The 20,324-nt window shown below is 69.7% G+C and carries 21 protein-coding genes, 2 tRNA genes and 1 rRNA gene; 10 read left to right on the top strand and 14 right to left on the bottom strand.

The window, feature by feature from the left end; translation table 11 throughout:
• Window positions 1-78, bottom strand: a 16S ribosomal RNA gene (locus ACFQS1_RS20835); the annotation flags it as partial.
• 594 nt (window positions 79-672) lie between these two features.
• Between ACFQS1_RS20835 and ACFQS1_RS20840 the strand changes: the two genes are divergently transcribed.
• Window positions 673-888, top strand: a complete 216-nt coding sequence (locus tag ACFQS1_RS20840) for a hypothetical protein (RefSeq protein WP_378970794.1) — start codon at window positions 673-675, stop codon at window positions 886-888.
• Window positions 889-909: 21 nt separating this feature from the next.
• On the opposite strand, the gene ACFQS1_RS20845 is transcribed toward ACFQS1_RS20840, so the two are convergent.
• The 6 genes from ACFQS1_RS20845 to ACFQS1_RS20870 all read right to left on the bottom strand — a co-directional run bounded on the left by ACFQS1_RS20845 (window position 910) and on the right by ACFQS1_RS20870 (window position 6,482).
• A complete protein-coding gene (locus tag ACFQS1_RS20845; RefSeq protein WP_378970797.1) occupies window positions 910-1,707 on the bottom strand; it encodes a carbon-nitrogen hydrolase family protein in 798 nt (265 codons plus the stop codon).
• A 95-nt stretch (window positions 1,708-1,802) separates the two neighbouring features.
• The gene (gene clpX / locus ACFQS1_RS20850) at window positions 1,803-3,095 is read right to left on the bottom strand and encodes an ATP-dependent Clp protease ATP-binding subunit ClpX (RefSeq protein ID WP_378970799.1); all 1,293 of its coding nucleotides are present in this window, start codon (window positions 3,093-3,095) and stop codon (window positions 1,803-1,805) included.
• Window positions 3,096-3,433: 338 nt separating this feature from the next.
• The gene (locus tag ACFQS1_RS20855; protein ID WP_378970802.1) at window positions 3,434-4,099 is read right to left on the bottom strand and encodes an ATP-dependent Clp protease proteolytic subunit; all 666 of its coding nucleotides are present in this window, start codon (window positions 4,097-4,099) and stop codon (window positions 3,434-3,436) included.
• Between the two features lie 11 nt (window positions 4,100-4,110).
• Window positions 4,111-4,743, bottom strand: a complete 633-nt coding sequence (locus ACFQS1_RS20860) for an ATP-dependent Clp protease proteolytic subunit (protein ID WP_378970804.1) — start codon at window positions 4,741-4,743, stop codon at window positions 4,111-4,113.
• A gap of 278 nt (window positions 4,744-5,021) precedes the next feature.
• A complete protein-coding gene (gene tig, locus ACFQS1_RS20865; RefSeq protein ID WP_378970807.1) occupies window positions 5,022-6,371 on the bottom strand; it encodes a trigger factor in 1,350 nt (449 codons plus the stop codon).
• Between the two features lie 37 nt (window positions 6,372-6,408).
• Window positions 6,409-6,482, bottom strand: a tRNA-Pro gene (locus ACFQS1_RS20870).
• A gap of 130 nt (window positions 6,483-6,612) precedes the next feature.
• Here ACFQS1_RS20870 and ACFQS1_RS20875 point away from each other — a divergent pair.
• Window positions 6,613-6,686 (top strand) — tRNA-Gly (locus ACFQS1_RS20875).
• Between the two features lie 245 nt (window positions 6,687-6,931).
• Here ACFQS1_RS20875 and ACFQS1_RS20880 read toward each other — a convergent pair.
• Complete coding sequence (locus tag ACFQS1_RS20880) at window positions 6,932-7,753, bottom strand: helix-turn-helix domain-containing protein (protein ID WP_378970809.1); 822 nt, start codon at window positions 7,751-7,753, stop codon at window positions 6,932-6,934.
• Between the two features lie 74 nt (window positions 7,754-7,827).
• On the opposite strand from ACFQS1_RS20880, the gene ACFQS1_RS20885 reads away from it, so the two are divergent.
• The 5 genes from ACFQS1_RS20885 to ACFQS1_RS20905 all read left to right on the top strand — a co-directional run bounded on the left by ACFQS1_RS20885 (window position 7,828) and on the right by ACFQS1_RS20905 (window position 10,663).
• A complete protein-coding gene (locus ACFQS1_RS20885) occupies window positions 7,828-8,355 on the top strand; it encodes a hypothetical protein (protein ID WP_378970812.1) in 528 nt (175 codons plus the stop codon).
• A 363-nt stretch (window positions 8,356-8,718) separates the two neighbouring features.
• Complete coding sequence (locus tag ACFQS1_RS20890) at window positions 8,719-9,039, top strand: ArsR/SmtB family transcription factor (protein WP_378970815.1); 321 nt, start codon at window positions 8,719-8,721, stop codon at window positions 9,037-9,039.
• Complete coding sequence (locus ACFQS1_RS20895) at window positions 9,036-9,563, top strand: SRPBCC domain-containing protein (protein ID WP_378970817.1); 528 nt, start codon at window positions 9,036-9,038, stop codon at window positions 9,561-9,563. The genes ACFQS1_RS20890 and ACFQS1_RS20895 overlap by 4 nt, the downstream gene beginning before the upstream one ends.
• Window positions 9,564-9,618: 55 nt before the next feature.
• On the top strand, window positions 9,619-9,744 hold the full coding sequence (locus ACFQS1_RS20900) for a hypothetical protein (protein WP_378970820.1): 126 nt from the start codon (window positions 9,619-9,621) through the stop codon (window positions 9,742-9,744).
• Between the two features lie 43 nt (window positions 9,745-9,787).
• Complete coding sequence (locus ACFQS1_RS20905) at window positions 9,788-10,663, top strand: SDR family oxidoreductase (RefSeq protein ID WP_378970822.1); 876 nt, start codon at window positions 9,788-9,790, stop codon at window positions 10,661-10,663.
• 45 nt (window positions 10,664-10,708) lie between these two features.
• On the opposite strand, the gene ACFQS1_RS20910 is transcribed toward ACFQS1_RS20905, so the two are convergent.
• Window positions 10,709-11,359 (bottom strand): DNA-directed RNA polymerase II, encoded by a 651-nt coding sequence (locus tag ACFQS1_RS20910; protein ID WP_378970825.1) that lies wholly within the window; start codon window positions 11,357-11,359, stop codon window positions 10,709-10,711.
• A gap of 96 nt (window positions 11,360-11,455) precedes the next feature.
• Between ACFQS1_RS20910 and ACFQS1_RS20915 the strand changes: the two genes are divergently transcribed.
• Both ACFQS1_RS20915 and ACFQS1_RS20920 read left to right on the top strand, forming a co-directional pair.
• Window positions 11,456-12,682 (top strand): GNAT family N-acetyltransferase, encoded by a 1,227-nt coding sequence (locus ACFQS1_RS20915; RefSeq protein WP_378970827.1) that lies wholly within the window; start codon window positions 11,456-11,458, stop codon window positions 12,680-12,682.
• A 530-nt stretch (window positions 12,683-13,212) separates the two neighbouring features.
• Window positions 13,213-13,488, top strand: a complete 276-nt coding sequence (locus ACFQS1_RS20920; protein ID WP_378971148.1) for a hypothetical protein — start codon at window positions 13,213-13,215, stop codon at window positions 13,486-13,488.
• A 196-nt stretch (window positions 13,489-13,684) separates the two neighbouring features.
• Here the strand turns inward: ACFQS1_RS20920 and ACFQS1_RS20925 are convergent, their stop codons facing one another.
• The 3 genes from ACFQS1_RS20925 to ACFQS1_RS20935 are packed head-to-tail and all read right to left on the bottom strand — an operon-like array spanning window position 13,685 to window position 16,320.
• Window positions 13,685-14,158: a ribose-5-phosphate isomerase gene (locus tag ACFQS1_RS20925; protein ID WP_378970829.1), complete on the bottom strand. Its 474-nt coding sequence runs from the start codon at window positions 14,156-14,158 to the stop codon at window positions 13,685-13,687.
• Window positions 14,159-14,210: 52 nt separating this feature from the next.
• The gene (locus ACFQS1_RS20930) at window positions 14,211-15,122 is read right to left on the bottom strand and encodes an alpha/beta hydrolase (protein WP_378970832.1); all 912 of its coding nucleotides are present in this window, start codon (window positions 15,120-15,122) and stop codon (window positions 14,211-14,213) included.
• 1 nt (window position 15,123) lies between these two features.
• Entirely contained in the window at window positions 15,124-16,320 is a 1,197-nt protein-coding gene (locus ACFQS1_RS20935; RefSeq protein ID WP_378970835.1) for a DUF1015 family protein, read from the bottom strand.
• A 407-nt stretch (window positions 16,321-16,727) separates the two neighbouring features.
• On the opposite strand from ACFQS1_RS20935, the gene pepN reads away from it, so the two are divergent.
• Window positions 16,728-19,286, top strand: coding sequence for an aminopeptidase N (gene pepN / locus ACFQS1_RS20940; RefSeq protein WP_378970837.1), 2,559 nt, complete (start codon window positions 16,728-16,730; stop codon window positions 19,284-19,286).
• 132 nt (window positions 19,287-19,418) lie between these two features.
• Here pepN and ACFQS1_RS20945 read toward each other — a convergent pair whose 3' ends face one another.
• A complete protein-coding gene (locus tag ACFQS1_RS20945) occupies window positions 19,419-19,817 on the bottom strand; it encodes a DUF5130 family protein (RefSeq protein ID WP_378971151.1) in 399 nt (132 codons plus the stop codon).
• Between the two features lie 70 nt (window positions 19,818-19,887).
• On the bottom strand, window positions 19,888-20,151 hold the full coding sequence (gene ctaJ / locus ACFQS1_RS20950; protein ID WP_378970839.1) for an aa3-type cytochrome oxidase subunit CtaJ: 264 nt from the start codon (window positions 20,149-20,151) through the stop codon (window positions 19,888-19,890).
• Window positions 20,152-20,324: the final 173 nt, after the last annotated feature.

A 20,324-nucleotide genomic window follows, 5' to 3' on the forward strand; every position in this document is an offset into this window, starting at 1 on the left:
AGGGCCTTTCCGCTCGACTTGCATGTGTTAAGCACGCCGCCAGCGTTCGTCCTGAGCCAGGATCAAACTCTCCAACAAAAACCTTGTCAAAAAGCATCCTGACAACAAAAGTTGCCAAAGGAATCCAAGCCGGATCAAACCGGCCAGGGAAAAAACTACATTTGGCACTGGCTTTACAAGCACCCTGTTGAGTTCTCAAAGAACAACCACACCCGAAGTAAAACCACCCTCGGGGCAACCGCTCAAACTTACCTGGTCGGTTTCGCCACCGCAAGATCCTAGATCTTGCTGGCACCGCCCAAATTTCCCCGCAAGACGCACCCGTGATTAAGCGGCTTGGTCGTCGAGGTAACCTCGCTGGACCGGCCGACGATCGCTGAGGCGATCAGTCTGCCCGGCTCCCTGCGGGCTTTGTAACTCTACCCGGTCAACTCCGCCGACGCAAACCCAGTTTTCAAGAGGATCTTCGCAGGCTATCGCCCGGTGCTTCGGCAAGTTTACCGCTCGCTTCCGCCGTCCGTGGAATCTCCGACGACCGTCACTTTCGTGCCGTTCCGTCCGGGTTTCCCGCGGGCAGAGAGAAAGTTACGTGATCACCGGCGGCCGATGCAAATCGACCCTCATGACCGCGAGGTCCCGCGCCCGCCCGCGGGACCATGACACAGTGGGGTCATGGGTTCCTCCCCCACGCTGGCGGCCGACGCCATCTCCGATCTCCTCCTCCCCGCCGGGCAGCTGGTGATCGGCGCACTTGTGCTGGTCACGCTGGTGATCTCGACCCTGCGCTTGGCCCGCCGCGGCCCCACCCGGATGGGCGGGGCTCTCCTGCTAACCGGCAGCGCCGTGATCGGGCTGGCACTGATCGGCTACCTGGTGCAGCTCCTGTGACCCCGGTCGCACCCGGTAATCTCAGGGCAGACGACGGTTCGCGAGGCTGGGCAGCTCCTCGCGAATCTTCTCCAGACGCGCCAGGTCAAGCTCGGCCGTGGCGATCGTGACGTCGTCCGGCGCCTGCGCGAGCACCGTCCCCCACGGGTCGATCACCATGCTGCGGCCGAAGCACGTACGGGATGGCTCGTGGTCCCCGATCTGGCCGGCGGCGACCACATAGCACTGGTTCTCGATCGCGCGGGCCCGCAACAGGACCTCCCAGTGGTCGCGTCCGGTGTGCATCATGAACGCGGCCGGCACCACCAGCACCCGGGCTCCGTCGATCGCCAGACGCCGGTACAGCTCGGGGAAACGAAGGTCGTAGCAGATCGACAGGCCGGTAGGGATGCCGGCGATGTCGGCGACCACGGTGCGCTCGCCCGGCGAGACCGAGCGAGACTCCTGGTAGGAGACGCGTCCGGCGATCTCCACGTCGTACAGGTGAATCTTGCGATAAGTCGCGGCAAGCTCTCCCCCGGGCGAGAACACCAGGGTGGTGTTGTAGGTGTGCTCGTCGTCGGGCCCGACCTCGTGGAACGAGCCGGCGTGCACCCAGAGGCCGAGCTCGCGGGCCGTACGGGCGAAGAACTGGGCGAACTCGCCGTCGATCGGCTCCGGCTTCGGCGCGGTCTTTCCCGGGCCCAGATAGTCGACGTACTCGGGAAGCACCGCCAGGTCGGCGCCGACGGCCGCGGCACGCTCCAAGAGGCCGCGGGCCACGCCCAGATTGTGGTCGCGGTCGTCGCGAGAGTTCAGCTGGCACACGGCTACGCGCATGACCCGAGCGTACGCACAAGCACCGCGCCAGAGCCAAGCCGATGCGGCGCTGGGCCGACGCGGTGCTGGTAGAGACGCGTGCTGGACGAACAGCCCTAGGCGGACTTCTCCTCGCGGTCGGCACGACGGCGGCGGCCGACGAACTCGCGGGGCACGATGGTCGGGTTGACGTTCTCCAGGACGACCTCGCGGGTGATGACGACCCGGGCGGCGTCGGGGTTGCTGGGCACCTCGTACATCACGGAGAGCAGAACCTCTTCCATGATGGCCCGCAGGCCGCGCGCGCCGGTGCCTCTGAGCATGGCCTGGTCGGCGATGGCCTCGAGGGCGCCGTAGTCGAACTCGAGCTCCACACCGTCCAGCTCGAAGAGGCGCTGGTACTGCTTCACGTACGCGTTCCGGGGCTCGGTCAGGATCTTGATCAGCGCGTCGCGGTCGAGGTTGCGCACCGTCGTGATGACCGGGAGCCGGCCGATGAACTCGGGGATCAGCCCGAATTTCAGCATGTCCTCGGGCATGACCTTGCTGAAGATGTCGTCGGTGTTGCGCTCCGAGATCGAGCGGAGGTGAGCGCCGAAGCCCACGCCGCCGTGGCCCACCCGGGACTCGATGATGCGATCCAGGCCGGCGAAGGCGCCGCCCACGATGAACAGCACGTTCGTCGTATCGATCTGGATGAACTCCTGGTGCGGGTGCTTGCGCCCGCCCTGGGGCGGCACGTTGGCGACCGTGCCCTCGAGGATCTTGAGCAGCGCCTGCTGAACGCCCTCGCCGGAGACGTCGCGGGTGATCGACGGGTTCTCGCTCTTGCGGGCGATCTTGTCGACCTCGTCGATGTAGATGATGCCCTGCTCGGCGCGCTTCACGTCGTAGTCGGCGGCCTGGATGAGCTTCAGCAGGATGTTTTCCACGTCCTCGCCGACGTAGCCGGCCTCGGTCAGCGCCGTGGCGTCGGCGATCGCGAACGGGACGTTGAGCATCCGGGCGAGGGTCTGGGCCAAATGGGTCTTACCGCAGCCGGTGGGACCGATGAGCATGATGTTGCTCTTGGCCACCTCGACGTCGCTGCCGCTGCCGGGCGCGCCGCTCGACTCGGCCTGGATGCGCTTGTAGTGGTTGTAGACCGCCACCGAGAGCGCCTTCTTGGCCTGTTCCTGCCCGACCACGTAGTTGTCGAGGAAGGCGCAGATCTCCATCGGCTTGGGAAGCTCTTCCCACTTCACCTCGCCGGTCTCGGCCAGTTCCTCTTCGATGATCTCGTTGCAGAGGTCGATGCACTCGTCGCAGATGTAGACGCCGGGGCCCGCGATGAGCTTTTTGACCTGCTTCTGGGACTTCCCACAGAAGGAGCACTTCAGTAGGTCGCCACCGTCACCGATCCGTGCCACCTACGTTCTCCTTGCGATCATCGGCCGGCTTGACGCCGACACCTGGTCGAGGGCAGATCGCCCCGTTGCCATCCCATCGTCTGCCGAACCGCGTAACTGAGGCTGCATGCTCGACGTTACCCGCAAAGGGGCCGTTCTCCGACCCCCCAAAACGGGCGTGTCAGGGGTCGGCCATTTTAACGCGCACCGGCCGGCCCCCTGACATCCCGTCCGACTGCCCCGCCGTCACCCGTGAGCGGGCCGAAGGCGGGGAGGATTGTCCAGGCCCGTGGAGAGCGACCCGCTGACGTGCGGCGAGGTACAGCTCAACGCGGGCACCGAACAACCTTCCCGCCTCGTCAGCTGCCCGATCCGACGGCCTGCAGGCTCTTCTTGCGGGTGGCCAGGACGACGTCGACCAGGCCGTACTCCTTGGCCTCGTCGGCCGTCATGATCTTGTCGCGGTCGATGTCCTTGCGGACCTTGTCGACCGGCTGGCCGGAGTGGCGCGAGATCATCTCCTCCAGCTGCGTGCGCATGCGGAGAATTTCGCGGGCCTGGATCTCGATGTCCGAGCCCTGGCCGTACCCGCCCTCGGTGGCCGGCTGGTGGATGAGCACCCGGGAGTGCGGCAGCGCCATGCGCTTGCCCGCCGTGCCGCCGGCCAGCAGGACCGCGGCCGCGGAGGCGGCCTGGCCGAGGCAGACGGTGGAGATGTCGGGGCGGACGTACTGCATGGTGTCGTAGATCGCCGTCATGGCGGTGAACGAGCCACCCGGGGAGTTGATGTACATCAGGATGTCGCGGTCGGGGTCGGAGCTCTCCAGCGTCAGCAGCTGGGCCATCACGTCGTTCGCCGACGCGTCGTCCACCTGGACGCCGAGGAAGATGATCCGGTCCTCGAACATCTTGTTGTACGGGTTCGTCTCCTTCATCATCCCGTTCGAGGAACGCTCGACGAAGGACGGGAGAACGTAGCGGTTGTGCACCGGAGCGAACCCGGGAGGCATGGTCAGGTCGGTCATTGTTCAGCTCCTCAGTTCAGCGTTCCAGCGCCCTCGGAGACCTCGGTGGCCCCGGTGATCACCTTGTCGATGAAGCCGTAGTCCTTTGCCTCCTGGGCCGTGAACCAGCGGTCACGGTCGAAGTCGGCGGCGATCTGCTCCTGGGTCTGACCGGTGTGGAACGCGATCCGCTCCTGGAACATGCGCTTGGTGTACAGCATCTGCTCGGCCTGGATGGCGATGTCGGCGGCGGTGCCGCCCATGCCACCCGACGGCTGGTGCATCATGATCCGCGCGTGCGGCAGCGCGAAGCGCTTGCCGGGGGCGCCGGCGCAGAGCAGGAACTGCCCCATCGACGCGGCCATGCCCATCGCGACGGTCTGCACGTCGTTGTCGATGAACTGCATCGTGTCGTAGATCGCCATGCCCGAGTAGACCGAGCCACCCGGGGAGTTGATCCAGAGGTGGATGTCGCGCTCAGGGTCCTCGGCGGAAAGCAGCAGCAGCTGCGCGCAGATGCGGTTGGCCACTGCGTCGGTCACCTCGCTACCGAGGAAGATGATGCGCTCGCGCAGCAGGCGGTTGAAGACCGAGTCGTCGAGGTTGCCACTGAGGGTGTCGCCGCCGCGCAGCACGGGGCTCGCGGGGATGTGGAGATCGGTCATGGCAGCCCTTCACAGCTGACTGTGTCGGCCGAGGTTCCGGCCGGCAGGTTGTCCGTCGTACGACCAACCTAACCGGTCGAAAGACCATCAGCTTCCCGCTCGGGCAGGTGTTCGCTGACAGCGCAGTGCTAGCTGGCTCCGCTTCGCTCCGCGGGCGACCGCCCCCTTCAGGGTGATGAGGAGTCAGCCGATTTCCGACGCCGCAAACCCCACGGCGTCGGAAATCGACTGCCTCCTCATCACCGGGGCGGTCGCGACTCTCCCCGGCTCAAACCAAATCAATGGTTGTGGCCCTCGTGCTCGGCCTCGCTGACCTCGCGCAGGTCGTCCAGGGTGAGGACGTTGCCGTCGCTGTCCTTCATCTCGACCTGCTCCATGACGCTGGCCAGCGCCTTGCCGCGGCGGACGTCGCCGAAGACGGCGGCAGCCGCGCCGGACTGGACGAGCTGGTCGTAGTACTGCTGCGGCTGCATCTGGGCGCGCTGCGCGCGGTGCACGATCTCGTGGCCGAACTCGTCGTCGGAGACCTGGACGTCCTCGGCGTCGGCGATCGTGTCGAGCAGCAGCTGGATGCGGACACCCTCCTGGGCGGCCTCGGTCAGCTCCTGGTCGATCTGCTCCTCGGTCTTCTCCTCCGAGGTGAGGTAGTCCTGCAGAGTCGCGCCGATCCGCTCGAGCTGGTCGGTCATGGCCTGCTTGCGGCCCTCGACCTCCTCCTTGACGACGCCCTCGGGGGCCGGGATGTCGGCCGCCTCGACGAGCTGCTTGAGGGCCTCGTCGCGGGCCGCGTAGATCTGCTCGACCTTCTTGACCTTGGTGAGCCGCTCGCGGAGGTCGTTGCGCAGCTCCTCGAGCGTGTCGAACTCGCTCGCCAGCTGGGCGAACTCGTCGTCGATCTCGGGCAGCTGCTTGTCCTTGACGCTGCGCACGGTCACCTTGACCTCGGCGTCGCGGCCGGCGAAGTCGCCGCCGACGAGCTGGGTGGTGAACTCGGCATCGGCGCCGGCGACTAGCCCGACGAGGACCTCGTCGAGGCCCGGGAGCAGCTGCTTGCTGCCCACCTCGTGGGAGATGTTGGTGGCCGAGCCGCCCGGCACCTCCTCGCCGTCGACGGTGGCGTTGAGGTCGAGCTGCACGTAGTCGCCCTCGGCGGCGGGCCGGTCGACGGTCTTCAGCGTGGCGAAGCGCTCCCGCAGGCCGTTGATCTGCTCGTCGATCTCGTTGTCGCCGATCTCGACGGCCGGGACGGTGACCGAGATGGTCTTCAGGTCCGGCACGGTGATCTCGGGACGGACGTCGACCTCGGCGGTGAACTTCAGCGGGGCGTTGTCGGCGAACTCGGTGATCTCCACCTCGGGGCGGCCGAGGGTCTTCACGTCGTGCTCACGGACCGCGGCGAGGATCTGCTGCGGGATCGCCTCCTGCACGGCCTCGTTGAGGACCGCGCCGCGGCCGACCCGCTGGTCGATCACGGCGGCCGGGATCTTGCCACGACGGAAGCCCGGCACCTGCACCTGCGCGCCGATCTCCCGGTACGCCTTCTGCAGGCTCGGCTTGAGCTCGTCGAACGGCACCTCGATGGCGAGCTTCACCCTGGTCGGGCTCAGAGTCTCGACGGTGCTCTTCACAGGCGTACTCCTTGTTGCTGCGGATAGATGATGTCAGTCGGGGTGGCGGGATTTGAACCCACGGCCCCTCGCTCCCAAAGCGAGTGCGCTACCAAGCTGCGCCACACCCCGGTGGCGTGGGCCAGTGTATGCGGTCCGCTTTCGTCAACGTGCTTCGGAGTCACCTAGTGGGGAATCCGGTTCGCACTGACGCTGAGTGATTCAGTAAGCTGGGCGGCGCGCCCCGGGCAGCCGGGGCCACGCGGGCGTAGCTCAATGGTAGAGCCTCAGTCTTCCAAACTGATTACGCGAGTTCGATTCTCGTCGCCCGCTCCAGTCCGGCGTGTTCCCTGTCCGCGGAGGGCGCGGACCTGGGACTTCCGCATATCTGCCTGGGGGCCGAGCCCCCAGACCCCCACGGTGACTGATTCTTGCGGTGGGTGCACGGTCCGGGACACGGACTGCGGTCGGTGCATGGTCCAGGGACACGGCCTGCGGTGGTTGCATGGTCCGGCATACCGCCTGCGGTGGGTGGGTGGTTCCGCCTGCGGCCATTGCCGTGTACGCCTCGCCTGTGCCGATCATTGCTTGTGCAAGGCCCGGCGCAGGGCTGCTGGGGTGTTGCCGGTTTCGGCACGTACGGCCCGCGTCATGTGTGCCTGGTCGGCGAAGCCCACGTAGGCGGCCAGGCCGGCGAGGTTGTCGGCGGTGGGTAGGTGATCCAGCGCGGCGCGCACGCGTAGGCGGCGGCGATAGCGGTTGATCGTGTCGCCGGTCGCTCGGTGGAAGACCCGCGAGAGGTGCCACGGCGACCAGCCGACGGCGGCGGCCAGGGCGGTCAGGTCGAGGGTGGGATCGGTGTGCAGCAGCGCCCGGACGTCGTCGATCGCGGGGGCCGAAACGCCGTCGGGTGCGGGGAGCAACGCGCCGATCAGCTCGGCCACCAGGTCGGAGCCGTCCGGCTCGGCCAGCCGCGGACAGCGGTCGGTGCGGTCGGCCGGACACGAACTGGGGTCGGTGCGGGTGGCCGGCCGCGGGCGACCGTCGGTGCGGGTGGCGGCTAGCAGGCGACGGTGGGCCAGGTCGGCAGCCGGCGGCACCGCGAGCCGGGGCGCGGCGGCGAAGCGTTGCGCCAGCTCGACGGGGAGGCCGATCGACGTGCAGACGTCGCCGCCGGCGGGGTGGGCGATCTGCTGGCACTGGCCCGGCAACTGGACGTAGCCCGTGGTCACGTCGGCGAGCGCGGAACGCCCGTCGGCTCGGCGGAAGAAGACTCCGCGCCGGACCAGCACCACGGAGGCGGGGCCGACGTGCTCCTCGGGGCTCCACGCGTGGCCGCCGGGGCAGCGCACCTCGGCCACCCGCGCGATGGGCGACTCGAGGAGCACACGATGCTCGAGCACGCCGCCAAGGCTAGGCCGGGGGTGCGACAAGAACGTTCAAGACCGGCGCCGCCGGCCCGCGGCAGCCTGTCGGCATGGGCATGACCGACGAGCTTGTGGCGGCCGGACCGTGGCCGGGGCACGAGCGGGAGATGAATCTGTACGGCCGGCTGGTCGGCACCTGGGACGTGGTGAACCGCTACTACGTCGAGGACCGGCAGGAGTGGGTCACCGGCACCGTGGTGTGGACGTTCGGGTGGGCGCTGGCGGGCCACACCGTGCAGGACGTCATGTGGTTCACCGCGCCGGGCCCGGACGGCTATCCGCGCCGGGTCACCGGCAGCACGGTGCGGCACTACGACCCGGCGAGCAAGACCTGGGCGATCGTGTGGTTCTCGCCGCTCGGCTCGGTGACCTCGCTGACCGGGCGGGCCGCCGACGACGGCGGGATCACCCAGGAGGGCACGCAGGCGGACGGCCGGCGGATCCGATGGGAGTTCACGGACGTGACCGGCGACAGCTTTCGCTGGCGCGGCTACACCTCGAGCGACGAGGAGGGCCAAGAGAGCGACAAGGGCGAAAGCTGGCGGCTGGAGCAGGAGATGCTCGCCCGCCGCCGTTGAAAGTCACTGAAGGACCATAAAAGGGGCACAGCGCCGGGCCGCCACCCGGCGCTGTGCCGTCTCAACTTGCGACGGAGAGGAAGAACTCCGCCGCCGGTGAGGTGGTGCACCCCCGGCGGAACGGGAGCGGGCCGGCGGAACTGGGAGCACTTCCATTCTTGAAGGTTTCCAGTGATTCCGGCCGCCAACGTAACGCCCGCCTTCGATGCGCGTCTATTAGGAGTCTCTTAAATCTGACCACGGATCAGCACGCGATCACGCACCGCAATCGCCCCGCCGAGGAGGGCGATGGCCCGCGGAGCGAAGCGCAGCCCGACAACTCAGTGCTTGACACGTGACCGGATGGTCACATAACTTTGCGTCATGGATGACGACGACCGGGTGTTCAAGGCGCTGGCCGACCCGAGCCGTCGTTTCCTTCTCGACCTGCTCTTCGAGCGCGACGGCCGCACGCTCTCGGAGCTCGAGTCGGAGCTGGAGATGACACGGTTCGGCGTCGCCAAGCACCTCAAGGTGCTGGAAGAGGCGGGCCTCGTCGTCACGCGCCGGTCCGGGCGGGAGAAGCTGCACTTTCTCAACCCCGTGCCGATCCGGCTGATTCACGACCGATGGATCGACAAATACACCGAGCACCACGTGCAGGCCCTCGTCGATCTGAAGCACACGCTGGAGGAAGAGCCATGACCGACACTGCCCCGACCACCGCCCTGACCACCCAGGTCTACCGCGTCTGGATCAAGGCGACGCCCGAGCGGATCTGGGCCGCCATCACCGACCCGGAGTGGAACAAGCGGTATGCCTACCAGGCGCCGAGCTACTTCGAGCTGACGAAGGGCGGCTCGTTCCACGCCACCGCCACCAAGGAGATGAAGGACTACGCCGCCGCCAACGGGTTCGAGCTGCCGGAGACCATTCTCGACGGCGAGGTGCTCGAGTGCGAGCCGCCGCGGCGGCTGGTGCAGACCTGGCGGATGCTGATGGACCCGAGGACCGCGGCCGAGCCGTTCACCACGCTGACGTACGAGATCGAGGACGCCAAGATGCAGGCCGGCGTCTGCAAGCTGACCATCACGCACGAGCTGGCCGGCGCGCCGGAAACGGCCGCGATGGTGGCGGGCACCGAGGACGAGGGGGCCGGCGGCGGCTGGGCCTGGATCCTCAGCGACCTCAAGACGCTGCTGGAGACGGGCAAGAACTTCGCGGCGTGACTGTCAACCGGCTCGGCCCTGGGAAGTTCCGGGCCGGGCCGGTATCGTCCGGCCGGTGACCTGGCTCTGGACATTACTGATCGTGATTGGCATCGCCATGATCGTGGTGGCGGTGTGGCCGAGCATCCGCGGGAACAAGCGCGACGCGACGCCGGACGATCAAAACGCGGACGGCGTCTGAGGCCCGCGGGCATGAATCGCGTCCGTCCGGGCATCCCGTCGGCATGATTGATCCGCGCAGCAGATACCCGAAGCCGTCGCTCGATGGCGGCGACCAGCAGCCGCCCGGCTCGACCGAGGCGATGCCCGACCGGCCCGATCACGGCGAGGAGAGCTACCGAGGCTCGGGCCGGCTGACCGGGCGGAAAGCGATCATCACCGGCGGCGACTCCGGCATCGGGCGGGCGGTGGCCATCGCGTACGCCCGGGAGGGCGCCGACGTCCTGATCTCCTACCTGCCGGACGAGGAGGAGGACGCCCGCGACACCGCCGCCCTGATCGAGAAGGCCGGGCAGAAGGCCGTGACCATGCCGGGCGACATCCGCGACGAGGCGCACTGCGACGCGATCGTCGCGCGGGCGTTGGCCGACCTCGGCGGGGTCGACATCCTGGTCAACAACGCCGCCTACCAGATGATGGTGCCGGGCGGGATCACCGAGATCACCACCGAGCAGTTCGACCGGGTCATGAAGACCAACCTGTACGCGATGTTCTGGCTGTCCCGCGCCGCCGTGCCGCACATGCCGCCCGGCTCGTCGATCATCAACACCGCGTCGATCCAGGCGTACCAGTCGTCGAGCGCGCTGCTCGACTACGCCACCACCAAGGGCGGGATCGTGGCATTCACCAAGGCGCTCGCCGAGGACCTGGCCGACAAGGGCATCCGGGTCAACGCCGTCGCACCGGGGCCGATCTGGACGCCCCTGATCCCGTCGACGATGACTTCGTCGAAGGTCGAGTCGTTCGGCTCGGACACACCGCTCGGGCGCGCCGGGCAACCCGCCGAGCTGGCGCCGGCCTACGTCTATTTCGCCAGCGACGACGCCTCGTACACGACCGGCGAGGTACTCGGCATCACCGGCGGCAAACCGGTCAGCTGACCGTTCCCGATCCCTGTCGCACGGCCGTTCGTTGTGGCCGGGCCGTTACTGCACCTGGCCGACCACCCAATTCCAGGCGGTCATGACCCACTCGGTCTGCTGCAGGTCGGCGATGCCGACGCCGGCCAGGAACAGGGCGGTCACCAGGTGCGAGCCGCGGGCCGACCGGCGCTGGCGGCGCATGCCGCGCTCGAGCACGTAGTAGCCGACCACGCGGGCCAGGCAGAAGACGCCGACCGCGACGATCAGGGTGACCACGAAGACGATCACCGACGTGCCCAGCGAGCCGCCGCCGGAGAGCGCCCAGATGCCCCAGCAGACGAAGGCGAACAGCGCGGCCGCGGTGGACCACTCGTTGCCCCGGCGCAGGTCGCTCCAGCGCCAGCTCATGCCCCGGGCGTGCGGCGCGTCGGCGCCGGGCCAGCCCACGCCGGTCGGCTCGTGCTCGGCGAACTGCCGCTGGTGCGCCTGCGGGTTGACCCGGGCGCGGCCCCGCGAGAACGGCGGCTGCTCGTGCTGGACGGGCTGCCCAGGCTGGAGGGGCTGGCCGGGCTGGACGGGGTGGCCGGGCGGAACCGCCGGGAGTGTGTCGCCGGCGCCGCGCGGGCCCGTGGCCCGGGCCGTGGGCTGGTCGGCCCAGGGGTCCTGCGGTGGCATGTCGAGCGTCCGCTCATGCCACTGCGGTTGCTCAGGCATCGTTCCCCCTTGGTTTCGTACTGCCGCCCCCACATCGAGGGTAGCGAGCCCACAAATCGTTCGCCCTCGCGCGTCGAGTCCGTTACACAGAACTCCATGGACGAATCCGTGCGTCTTCGCCAGGGGACGGCCGACGACCACGACGCGATCGTGGATCTGCTCGGCTACGTCTTCCACCACGACTACGACGACGAGGCCCGGGCCCTCGAGCAGACGATCCTGGAGCCGGAGCGCTCGCTGGTGGCCGACGACGACGGCGCGATCGTCGGCCACACCACGGCGCTCACGCGCGACCTCACCGTTCCCGGCGCGGTGCTGCCGGCCGCACATGTCACCGGCGTCGGCGTGGCGCCCACGCATCGCCGGCGGGGCCTGCTCAGCGCCATGATGCACCGCCAGCTCACCGAGGTGGCCGAGGCCGGCCGCGAGCCGATCGCGGTGCTCTGGGCCAGCGAGACGACGATCTACCCGCGCTACGGCTACGGCCCCTCGGCCGGCGTGATGTCGCTGAGCGCGATGACCCGCGAGCTGCGGATTCGCCCCGAGATCCCGGGCGCCGGCCTGCGCCTGCGGCTGATCGACCCCAAGAAGGCGCGCGACGACCTCGCCGCCATCTTCGCCCGGGTCGCCGAGTCCCGGGTCGGCTGGTCGAGCCGCCCCGGCCCGTGGTGGGACTACCACCTCGCCGACCTCAAGGACAACCGCGGCGGCGCGACCTCCCGGCACGGCGTGATCTGTCACGACGCCGACGGCAACCCGGCCGGCTACGCGCTGTGGCGGGTGAAGGGCAAATGGGACGAGTACGGCCCCGACGCCCAGGTGCGCGTCAACGAGGTCGCCGCCGACGACCCCGCGGTGTACGCGGCGCTGTGGCGCTTCCTGCTCGGCATCGACCTGGCCCGCAGCCTCACCTGCGAGACCGCCGCCGTCGACGAGCCGCTCTACCTGATGGTCGACGAGCCGCGCCGGCTGGGCCGCAAGTACGAGGAGGCCCTCTGGGTCCGCATCGTCGACCTGTCGTCGGCGCTGGAGGCCCGCCGCTACCAGACGCCGGTCGACGTGGTGCTCGAGGTGACCGACCCGCTGCTGCCCGCGAACGCCGGCCGCTGGCGCCTGACCGGCGGCCCCGACAAGGCGAGTTGCGTACGCACCGAGGAGTCGCCCGACCTGGCCATGACGATCACCGACCTGGGCGCGCTCTACCTGGGCGGCACGTCCCTCGGCGCACTCGTCGCCGCCGGCCGCGTCCGCCCGCTGACCGCCAACGTCCCGCCGGCCGCCTTCGGCTGGCACCGAGCGCCAAGCCCGATCGAGGTGTTCTGAGTGCTCCACCCGGCGGTAGCGTCGGCACCATGGCCGAGCCCGAACGCCGACGCCGCCGCGTGCGTCCCTCCTCATCCCACGCACAGGCGCCCGCCACCCCGCCCCCGGACCACGAGACCACCGTCCCGCCCGCCGTCGACCAGGGGAATGACCCAGCCTCGGCCGCCGGCGCGCCCGCGGCCGGGACGGGCACCCATCACCCGGCGAGCGACCGGGCCGCGGCGCCTCCGGACGCGGTGACCGGCGCGATCGCCGACCTCGACGAGCCGGCCCGGCCCGCGCCGCCACCGCGCCCCGCAGATCGCCCGTCCGCAGACCGCCCGGCAGGCTCCGGCCCGCCCCGGCGCCCGTTTCCCGGCCGCGGCATCCCGGGCGGCACCCCAGGTGGTACCCCGGGCAACGGCACCCCCGCCGGCACCCCAGGCAATGGCACGCTGGGCAGCGGCACACCAGGCGGCACACCAGGCGGCACCCCAGGCAACGGCACCCCCGGCGGCATCCGCGGACCGGGCGGCAACAACGGCGGGGGCATCGGCAGGAGCGGCGGCAACAGCGGCGGCCGCGACGGAAACGGCGGCGGCAGTGGCGGAAACGGCAGCAGCGGCGGAGGCGGGGACGAGCGGGAGGCCGAGCGCGGGCTGCGAGGCTTGGTGGGCAGTGGTTCGTCGCAGGTCAGCGTGGGTGCGGCGCTGCGGGCACGGGATGCGGCGCGGCCGTCCGACGAGCAGCTTGCCGACGCGGACCGCAACCTGACGATCGTCCGGCGTAACTGGGTGCCGCGCGAGGAGCTTCCGCGCAACCGCTGACATCCCCGACGAAGCGCGCGAGCGAAGCAGGCGCGACCCGCGCGGGCGAAGCGGGCGCCAGCCCGCCTCGCCCGGATGGCCCGGCGGCCGGGTATGGCCGTGAGCCGGCACCCGGCTTGCCCCTGAAACGGGGACTTATCCCGACTCGTACCGTAAAAGGAGCGGCAGAAAACCGCCCAGGGTGACCCCGGCCGACTCAGGATGCGGGGAGGTCGGGGAGTTTGTGGGACTGTTCGTATTCGGCCAGTTGGGCGATGCGGCGGGCGTGGCGTGGGTTGCCGGAGAACGGGGTGGCCAGGAACGCGTCCACGAAGGCCGTCGCCTCGTCCAGGGTGTGCTCGCGCGCGCCGATGCTGATCACGTTGGCGTCGTTGTGCTGCCTGGCCAGCTGGGCGATCTCGGTACGCCAGACCAGCGCCGCGCGGACCCCGTCGATCTTGTTGGCGGCGATCTGCTCGCCGTTGCCGGAGCCGCCGATGACGATGCCGAGCGAGCCCTCGTCGGCGACCACCTTGGCGCCGGTGTGCAGGCAGAAGGCCGGGTAGTCGTCCTCCGGGTCGTAGACGTGCGGTCCCACGTCGACGACGTCATGGCCCTGCTTGGTCAGGTGGTTGACGAGGTGCATCTTCAGTTCGTAACCGGCGTGGTCCGAACCCAGGTAGACACGCATGTCCGAAGTCTCCCAGACGGTCTTTGACTTTTGCTCGCGGTCCGGCGGCGCGTCAGAACAGCAGGGCCGCTCGCAGCGAGGACGCTACCTGGTCGGTCGCGGCCCGGGCGGCGTCGATCAGGGCCAGCTTGCGGGCGAAGCCGTGGTTGACGCCCATGTAGCGGGTGTGCACGACCTGGACGCCGGCGGCGATCAGGGCGTCCGCGTAGTCGGCGCCCTCGTCGCGCAGGGCGTCGTACTCGGCGGTGATGATCAGGGTGCTGGGCATGCCGGACAGGTCGGGCGTGGCGAAGATGGCGGCGTCCGGCGTGAGGCGCTGCACCGGGTCGGGGATGTAGGTCTCCCAGGCCATCTTCATGGCCTGGCGGTCCAGGCCGTATTCGCCCACTTCGTCGTAACTGGCGGACGCCGTCATGGGATCCAGCGCCGGATAGATCAGGGTCTGGTGGTCGAGGGGGGTGCCGGCGTCGCGCTGCCGGCGCGCGGCGATGGTGGCCAGCTGGGCGCCGGCGCTGTCGCCGCCGATGGCCAGGCGGGAGGCGTCCACCCCGAGGTCGGATTTACGGACATAGGAGAGGACGGCCTCCACGTCCTCCTGAGCCGCCGGGAAGACATGCTCGGGGGCGAGGCGGTAGCCGACGTTGAGCACCGCGCAGCCGGAGCGGTCGGCGATGCGGCGGCAGGTGCGGTCGGTGGTCTCGATGCTGCCGTAGGACCAACCGCCGCCGTGCAGGTAGACGAAGATCGGGGCGTCGGGGCGGGTCGCGTAGAGGCGGCACGGCACGCCGTGCGCATCGACGTCGGCGACCACGGCGAGCGGGAGGGCGGGGCCGCACTCGGCGTCGACCGCGTCCTCCATCGCCTGCCGGGCGAACTTGAGCTGCTCGTACGGGTCGGCCGCGAGGATGTCGGAGGGCGGCCGGTGGCGGATCTTGGCCGCCGCCGTCACCTGGGGATGCAGCATGTCAGTCGAGCTGGGCCAGGACGAGGCCGCCGCGCGCCTTGGGCGTGAACCAGGTGCTCTTGCGGGGCAGCTTCTGCCGCTCGAGGTTGACCGTCACGAAGTCGTCGACCGTGACCGGGGCGATCAGCACGGCCAGCTCGGCGTGCTGGGCGTCGACCTCGCCGCGCAGCCAGGCCGCGGGGTAGTCGCCGCCGATGTAGGAGATCCGCTTGTCGCCCGGGTCCAGGCCCAGCACGTCGCCGAGGAGGACCCGCTCGACAAGGGCGTGGTCGAGGTTTTCCACCGGCGGCAGGCTGGGGTCGGCGGGCAGGCCGATGGCGAACGTGCGGCCGGCGACGTACAGCTCCACCGTGCCCTTGGCCGGGACACCAGCCGTGTCGGGCAGCTCGTGGACCGTGCCTCCGGCCTCGCCGAGCCGCTTGAGCAGCTCGCCGAGCGGCAGCGGCAGCTCGCTGACCAGCCGGTTGTAGGGCTGGATGGCGACCGACGCGGGGGTGGTGACCACCGCCAGGAACCGTGGCAGGCGCCCGGTCTGCGCGGCCAGGCTGCGGTGGTTGCCGTCGGCGACCACCAGCTCGCCGCCGCCGGCCAGGGCGGTCAGCTCGTCCTGCCGCGGGCCGGGGGCGATCGGCCAGATGGCGTGGGTGCGACCGGACTGGTCCACATCGGTGGCGGCGGGCTCACCGACCGTCTCGGTGGCGGCCGCGAGGGCTGCGTGCAGCTGGTCACCCTGGGCGGTCTGCAGCAGGAGTACGGGTGAGAGCAGCGTGCCCAGCGCTCCGGCCAGGGCCACCCGCTCGCGCACCTTCTCGATGAAGACTTCCTCGTTGCGGATCACCAGGCCGGCCTCGTCGGCGCTGGCGGAGATCTGATCGGTGTCGACCATGCACCACAGCCCGTACGCGGCGGGCTCGCCGGGCGCGGTGATCCGGTAGAGCACCACGACCTGCTCGGACGGGAGGTAGTTGCCCTCGGCGCGCGCCAGCGCGAGCCGGGCCACCGCGTCGGGCAGCGCGTCGGTGAAAGACTTGCCCAGGCTCTCGGGCGCCAGGTGCGGCATCTCGACGGCGAGAGCGCTGTGGGGGTTGGCGGAGATGATGGCGGTGATTTCGGCGTCGTCGGCGAACTCGTCGTAGTTCTGCGCGCCGGTGGCCCCGGTGGTGAGCCAGGCCCGGCTGATCGGATGCACGACCGTCATGGGGCGCAACCTACCTGGTCGGACGTCGGTGCCGAGTAACCGGCATGTTTCCCCGTGACCTGGCTAACTGTGCTTTGCGCCACGCGCCGAGCGGCCGGCCGACCGGGGCTGCCGAGACGATCACCGGTGGCGCCACCATAGCGGCCATTTCGGGCGCCAGGCCCACCCAGTCGGCACGCTGCACCGCGATTGCCGAGGTGGCGATCGCCTCCGTGTCGGACATCTGTCCGTCTCCGCTCGCTCATGTCGGTCTCCGTCACCCATCCAACGACCGGCGGCCCCGGCCGGTGGTGTGAACGGCCGGTTTCGGGTCTGATTTCCGCCCTGCGGACTCCGGGTGAGGTGCGCCACGACCGGGACGAATACTCTGGCGGGGAATAGCTCGTGCGCTCTGAAGGAGAGTGGCTGTGGCCGGAGTTCGAAACTTGACACAGGTGGAGGCCGCCGATCGCGCCCGCCTGCTCGAGGTGACCGGATACGACGTCGCGCTGGATCTGACCGACGGTCACGGGAATCCGAGCGACGGCACGTTCCGCTCCACCACGGTCGTGACCTTCCGGTGCGCCGAGCCGGGCGCCGCGACGTTCATCGAGACGGCCGCCGCCTCGGTGCGCTCGGCCACGCTGAACGGGGCCGCGCTCGACCTCAGCGGCTTCTCGGCCGAGGAGGGGCTGACGCTGACCGGCCTCGCCGCCGAGAACGAGCTGGTCGTCGACGCCGACTTCGCCTACTCGGCGAGCGGCCAGGGCCTGCAGCGCAGCCTCGACCCGGTCGACAAGGAGATCTACCTCTACAGCCAGTTCGAGACGGCCGACGCGCAGCGGGTGTTCGCCTGCTTCGACCAGCCCGACCTCAAGAGCGCGTTCACCTGGCACGCCACGGTGCCGAGGCACTGGAAGGTCATCTCGAACATGCCGGTCGAGGCGGAGGCGGCGGCCGGCCCCGGCGCCAAGACCGTGCATTTCCGCACGTCGCCCAAGATGAGCACGTACATCGCGGCGATCTGCGCGGGGCCGTACCACGAGGTGCGGCACACCCACGACGGCGTCGACATGGGGTACTTCTGCCGCGCCTCGATGGCCCAGTACATGGACGCCGACGACCTGCACCTGATCACCACGCAGGGCTTCGACTTCTTCCAGGAGCAGTTCGGCGTCCGGTACCCGCTGCCGAAGTACGACCAGCTGTGGGTTCCCGACTTCAACGCCGGCGCGATGGAGAACTTCGGCTGCGTGACCCATGCCGAGGCGCACTACATCTTCCGGTCGCAGGTCACCGACTTCGAGTACGAGCAGCGGGCGAACACGATCCTGCACGAGCTCGCCCACATGTGGTTCGGCGATCTGGTCACCATGCGCTGGTGGAACGACCTGTGGCTGAACGAGTCGTTCGCCGAGTGGGCCAGCCACTGGTGCAACTCGAAGGCGACCCGGTTCACCGACGCGTGGACGACGTTCCTGTCGGTCCGCAAGAGCTGGGGCTACCGGCAGGACCAGCTGTCCTCGACCCATCCGGTCTACACGGAGATGCCCGACCTGGAGGCCGTCGAGGTCAACTTCGACGGGATCACGTACGCCAAGGGCGCCGGCGTGATCAAGCAGCTCGTCGCCTACGTGGGGATCGACTCCTTCCTCACTGGCCTGCGCAGCTACTTCACCAAGCACGCCTGGGGCAACGCCACGTTCGACGACCTGCTCACCGAGCTCGAGGCGGCCTCCGGGCGCGAGCTGCGCAAGTTCGCGGCGCAGTGGCTCGAGACGGCCCAGGTCAACACCCTGCGCCCGATCGTCTCGCTGGCCGAGGACGGCAGCTACGCGAGCGTGGTCGTGCAGCAGGAGGCGCCGGCCGACTATCCCACCCTGCGCACCCACCGCATCGGCGTCGGCCTCTACGACCTGCAGGGCGACCGCTTGGTCCGGCGCGACCTGCTGGAGCTGGACGTCTCCGGCGAGCGCACCGAGATCCCGGCGCTGCGCGGCGTCCCGGCCGCCGACGTGCTGCTGCTCAACGACGACGACCTGTCGTACACCAAGCTGCGCCTCGACGAGCGGTCGCTGGCCACCGTGGTCAACCACATCGCCGGGTTCGACTCGTCGCTGTCCCGCGCGCTGGTGTGGAACGCGGCGTGGGACATGCTGCGCGACGCCGAGATGGCCGCCCGCGACTACGTCACGCTGGTCTGCTCGGGCCTGCCCCGGGAGACCGACATCAACCTCACCACCTGGACGGTCCGGCAGGCGGCCAGCGCGGTGGCGCAGTTCGCCGACCCGGCCTGGCAGCCGACCGGCTGGGCCAAGCTGGCCAAGCTCTCGCGGGACGCGCTGGCCTCCGCCGAGCCGGGCAGCGGCTGGCAGCTGAGCTGGGCGCGGTCGTTCATCAGCTCGGCCCGCACCCCCGAGGAGCAGGCCGTGCTGCGCGGCTGGCTGGCCGGCGAGGGCGTGCCCGAGGGCCTGGTCGTCGACACCGAGCTGCGCTGGGCGCTGCTGCAGGCGCTGACGTCGCTCGGCGCGGCGGGCCTCGACGAGATCGAGACCGAGCTGTCCGGCGACCGTACGGCCAGCGGCGAGCGGGAGGCGGCCATCGCCCGGGCCCTGATCCCGACCGCGGAGAACAAGGCCGCGGTCTGGGCCGAGCTGACCGGCGAGGAGGGCGTGCCGAACTGGCTCAACCGGTCGCTGCTGTCCGGCTTCCAGAGCGTCAAGCAGGTCGGCCTCACGGCGCCGTACGCGGCGAAGTTCTTCGAGGTCGTGGGCGACGTGTGGGCCCGCTCGGACAGCGAGCCCGCGCAGGAGTTCGTGATGATGGGCTACCCCGTCTACCAGATCAGCGAGGAGACGATCGCGCTGACCGACGCGTGGCTGGCCCGCGACGGGCAGCCGGCGTCGCTGCGCCGGCTGGTGGCCGAGGGACGCGACGGCGTGGTGCGCGCGTTGCGGGCCAGGGCCAAGGACCTCTCCGCGGCCTAGATCCAGGCCGCCGGGGCGATGCGCATCGGATAGGGGGCGTCGAGCTTGACCGGCTCGGCGCCCTCGATGCTGTGGCCGGGGCGGGGCCCTTCGTTTGGTCTCAGTGCCGGTTGTGCTCAGTGCCGGTTGTTCTCAGTGCCGGCCGGCGTGGCTCGCCAACTGGTCGATGCCGGACAGGATGCCGCCGGCCAGGTCGCCGCCGGCGAACGCGGCGGCCATCGAAAGGCCGGCCAGTTTCGCGTCGCGGTCGGAGATGCGCTTGCGCGCCTCGTGGCCGGTGACGATCTCGAGCTTGCGCTGGTTGGGCGAGACCGCGATGAGCACGGCGCGGGCCGAGCCGTCGATCTGCTTGTGCAGCTTCTCGGCGGTCTCGCGGCTCGGGGCGACCAGCTCGCCGATGTAGACGCTGAACGTCAGCCCGGTCTGCCGGTCGGCCATTCGCAGCGCCTCGTCGAGGCGCAGCAGCTGGCGGGTCGTGAAGGGGCCGTCCAGGACGGCGTTGGGGCCGAGCTCCTCGGGGTCGGCGACCAGCGTGTCGCCGCCCGGCTTGGTCAGCGCGGTCAGCGGCTGCTCGTGCGAGATCTCAGCGGTCTTTCCCAGGTCACCAGCTGTCACTTGCGCCTCCTACAGGCCCGGGGAGAACCCGATGTCCGGTGGCGTCCTCGAGAATCGGCGCCTCGATCGCCTTCTGGTGCCCGTCAGCGCCGGCGGATGCCCCGGTGACCTGCTCGGGCGAGGCCAGGAACCACATCGGCTGGAAGTCGTAGGGCCGGCCCGGCCGGTACCGGCGGGTCCGCCTGGTGCGGTCGCTGCCGGCGAGGACCAGCAACGCCACCACCAGGATGATGGCGGCCGGAATGATCACAAAGACCAGTACGGTGCTAGATATCGACAACCTCAACGCCCCCAGGCGCCAGCTTTCCCGTTGATCCGAACAACAGTCACGGTAGCGGAGCCCGAGACGTGCCGGACCGTCGGGTCTCATACCGAGGTTCTCACGCCGTCGAGATCTCGGCGAACCTGGCGTTGGGGTGCGAA

It is taken from the genome of Paractinoplanes rhizophilus (assembly GCF_042664765.1).
GTDB lineage: Bacteria > Actinomycetota > Actinomycetes > Mycobacteriales > Micromonosporaceae > Actinoplanes > Actinoplanes rhizophilus.

Bases quoted from the DNA above. Each gene is read 5' to 3' on its own strand.
- ACFQS1_RS20885 (WP_378970812.1), top strand. From the start codon at position 7,828: ATGGGCATGACCGACGAGCTTGTGGCGGCCGGACCGTGGCCGGGGCAC.
- ACFQS1_RS20845 (WP_378970797.1), bottom strand. From the start codon at position 1,707: ATGCGCGTAGCCGTGTGCCAGCTGAACTCTCGCGACGACCGCGACCAC.
- ACFQS1_RS20925 (WP_378970829.1), bottom strand. From the start codon at position 14,158: ATGCGTGTCTACCTGGGTTCGGACCACGCCGGTTACGAACTGAAGATG.
- ACFQS1_RS20935 (WP_378970835.1), bottom strand. From the start codon at position 16,320: ATGACGGTCGTGCATCCGATCAGCCGGGCCTGGCTCACCACCGGGGCC.
- ACFQS1_RS20840 (WP_378970794.1), top strand. From the start codon at position 673: ATGGGTTCCTCCCCCACGCTGGCGGCCGACGCCATCTCCGATCTCCTC.
- ACFQS1_RS20905 (WP_378970822.1), top strand. From the start codon at position 9,788: ATGATTGATCCGCGCAGCAGATACCCGAAGCCGTCGCTCGATGGCGGC.
- ACFQS1_RS20890 (WP_378970815.1), top strand. From the start codon at position 8,719: ATGGATGACGACGACCGGGTGTTCAAGGCGCTGGCCGACCCGAGCCGT.
- ACFQS1_RS20930 (WP_378970832.1), bottom strand. From the start codon at position 15,122: ATGCTGCATCCCCAGGTGACGGCGGCGGCCAAGATCCGCCACCGGCCG.
- ACFQS1_RS20910 (WP_378970825.1), bottom strand. From the start codon at position 11,359: ATGCCTGAGCAACCGCAGTGGCATGAGCGGACGCTCGACATGCCACCG.
- ACFQS1_RS20855 (WP_378970802.1), bottom strand. From the start codon at position 4,099: ATGACCGACCTGACCATGCCTCCCGGGTTCGCTCCGGTGCACAACCGC.
- ACFQS1_RS20915 (WP_378970827.1), top strand. From the start codon at position 11,456: ATGGACGAATCCGTGCGTCTTCGCCAGGGGACGGCCGACGACCACGAC.
- ACFQS1_RS20895 (WP_378970817.1), top strand. From the start codon at position 9,036: ATGACCGACACTGCCCCGACCACCGCCCTGACCACCCAGGTCTACCGC.
- ACFQS1_RS20860 (WP_378970804.1), bottom strand. From the start codon at position 4,743: ATGACCGATCTCCACATCCCCGCGAGCCCCGTGCTGCGCGGCGGCGAC.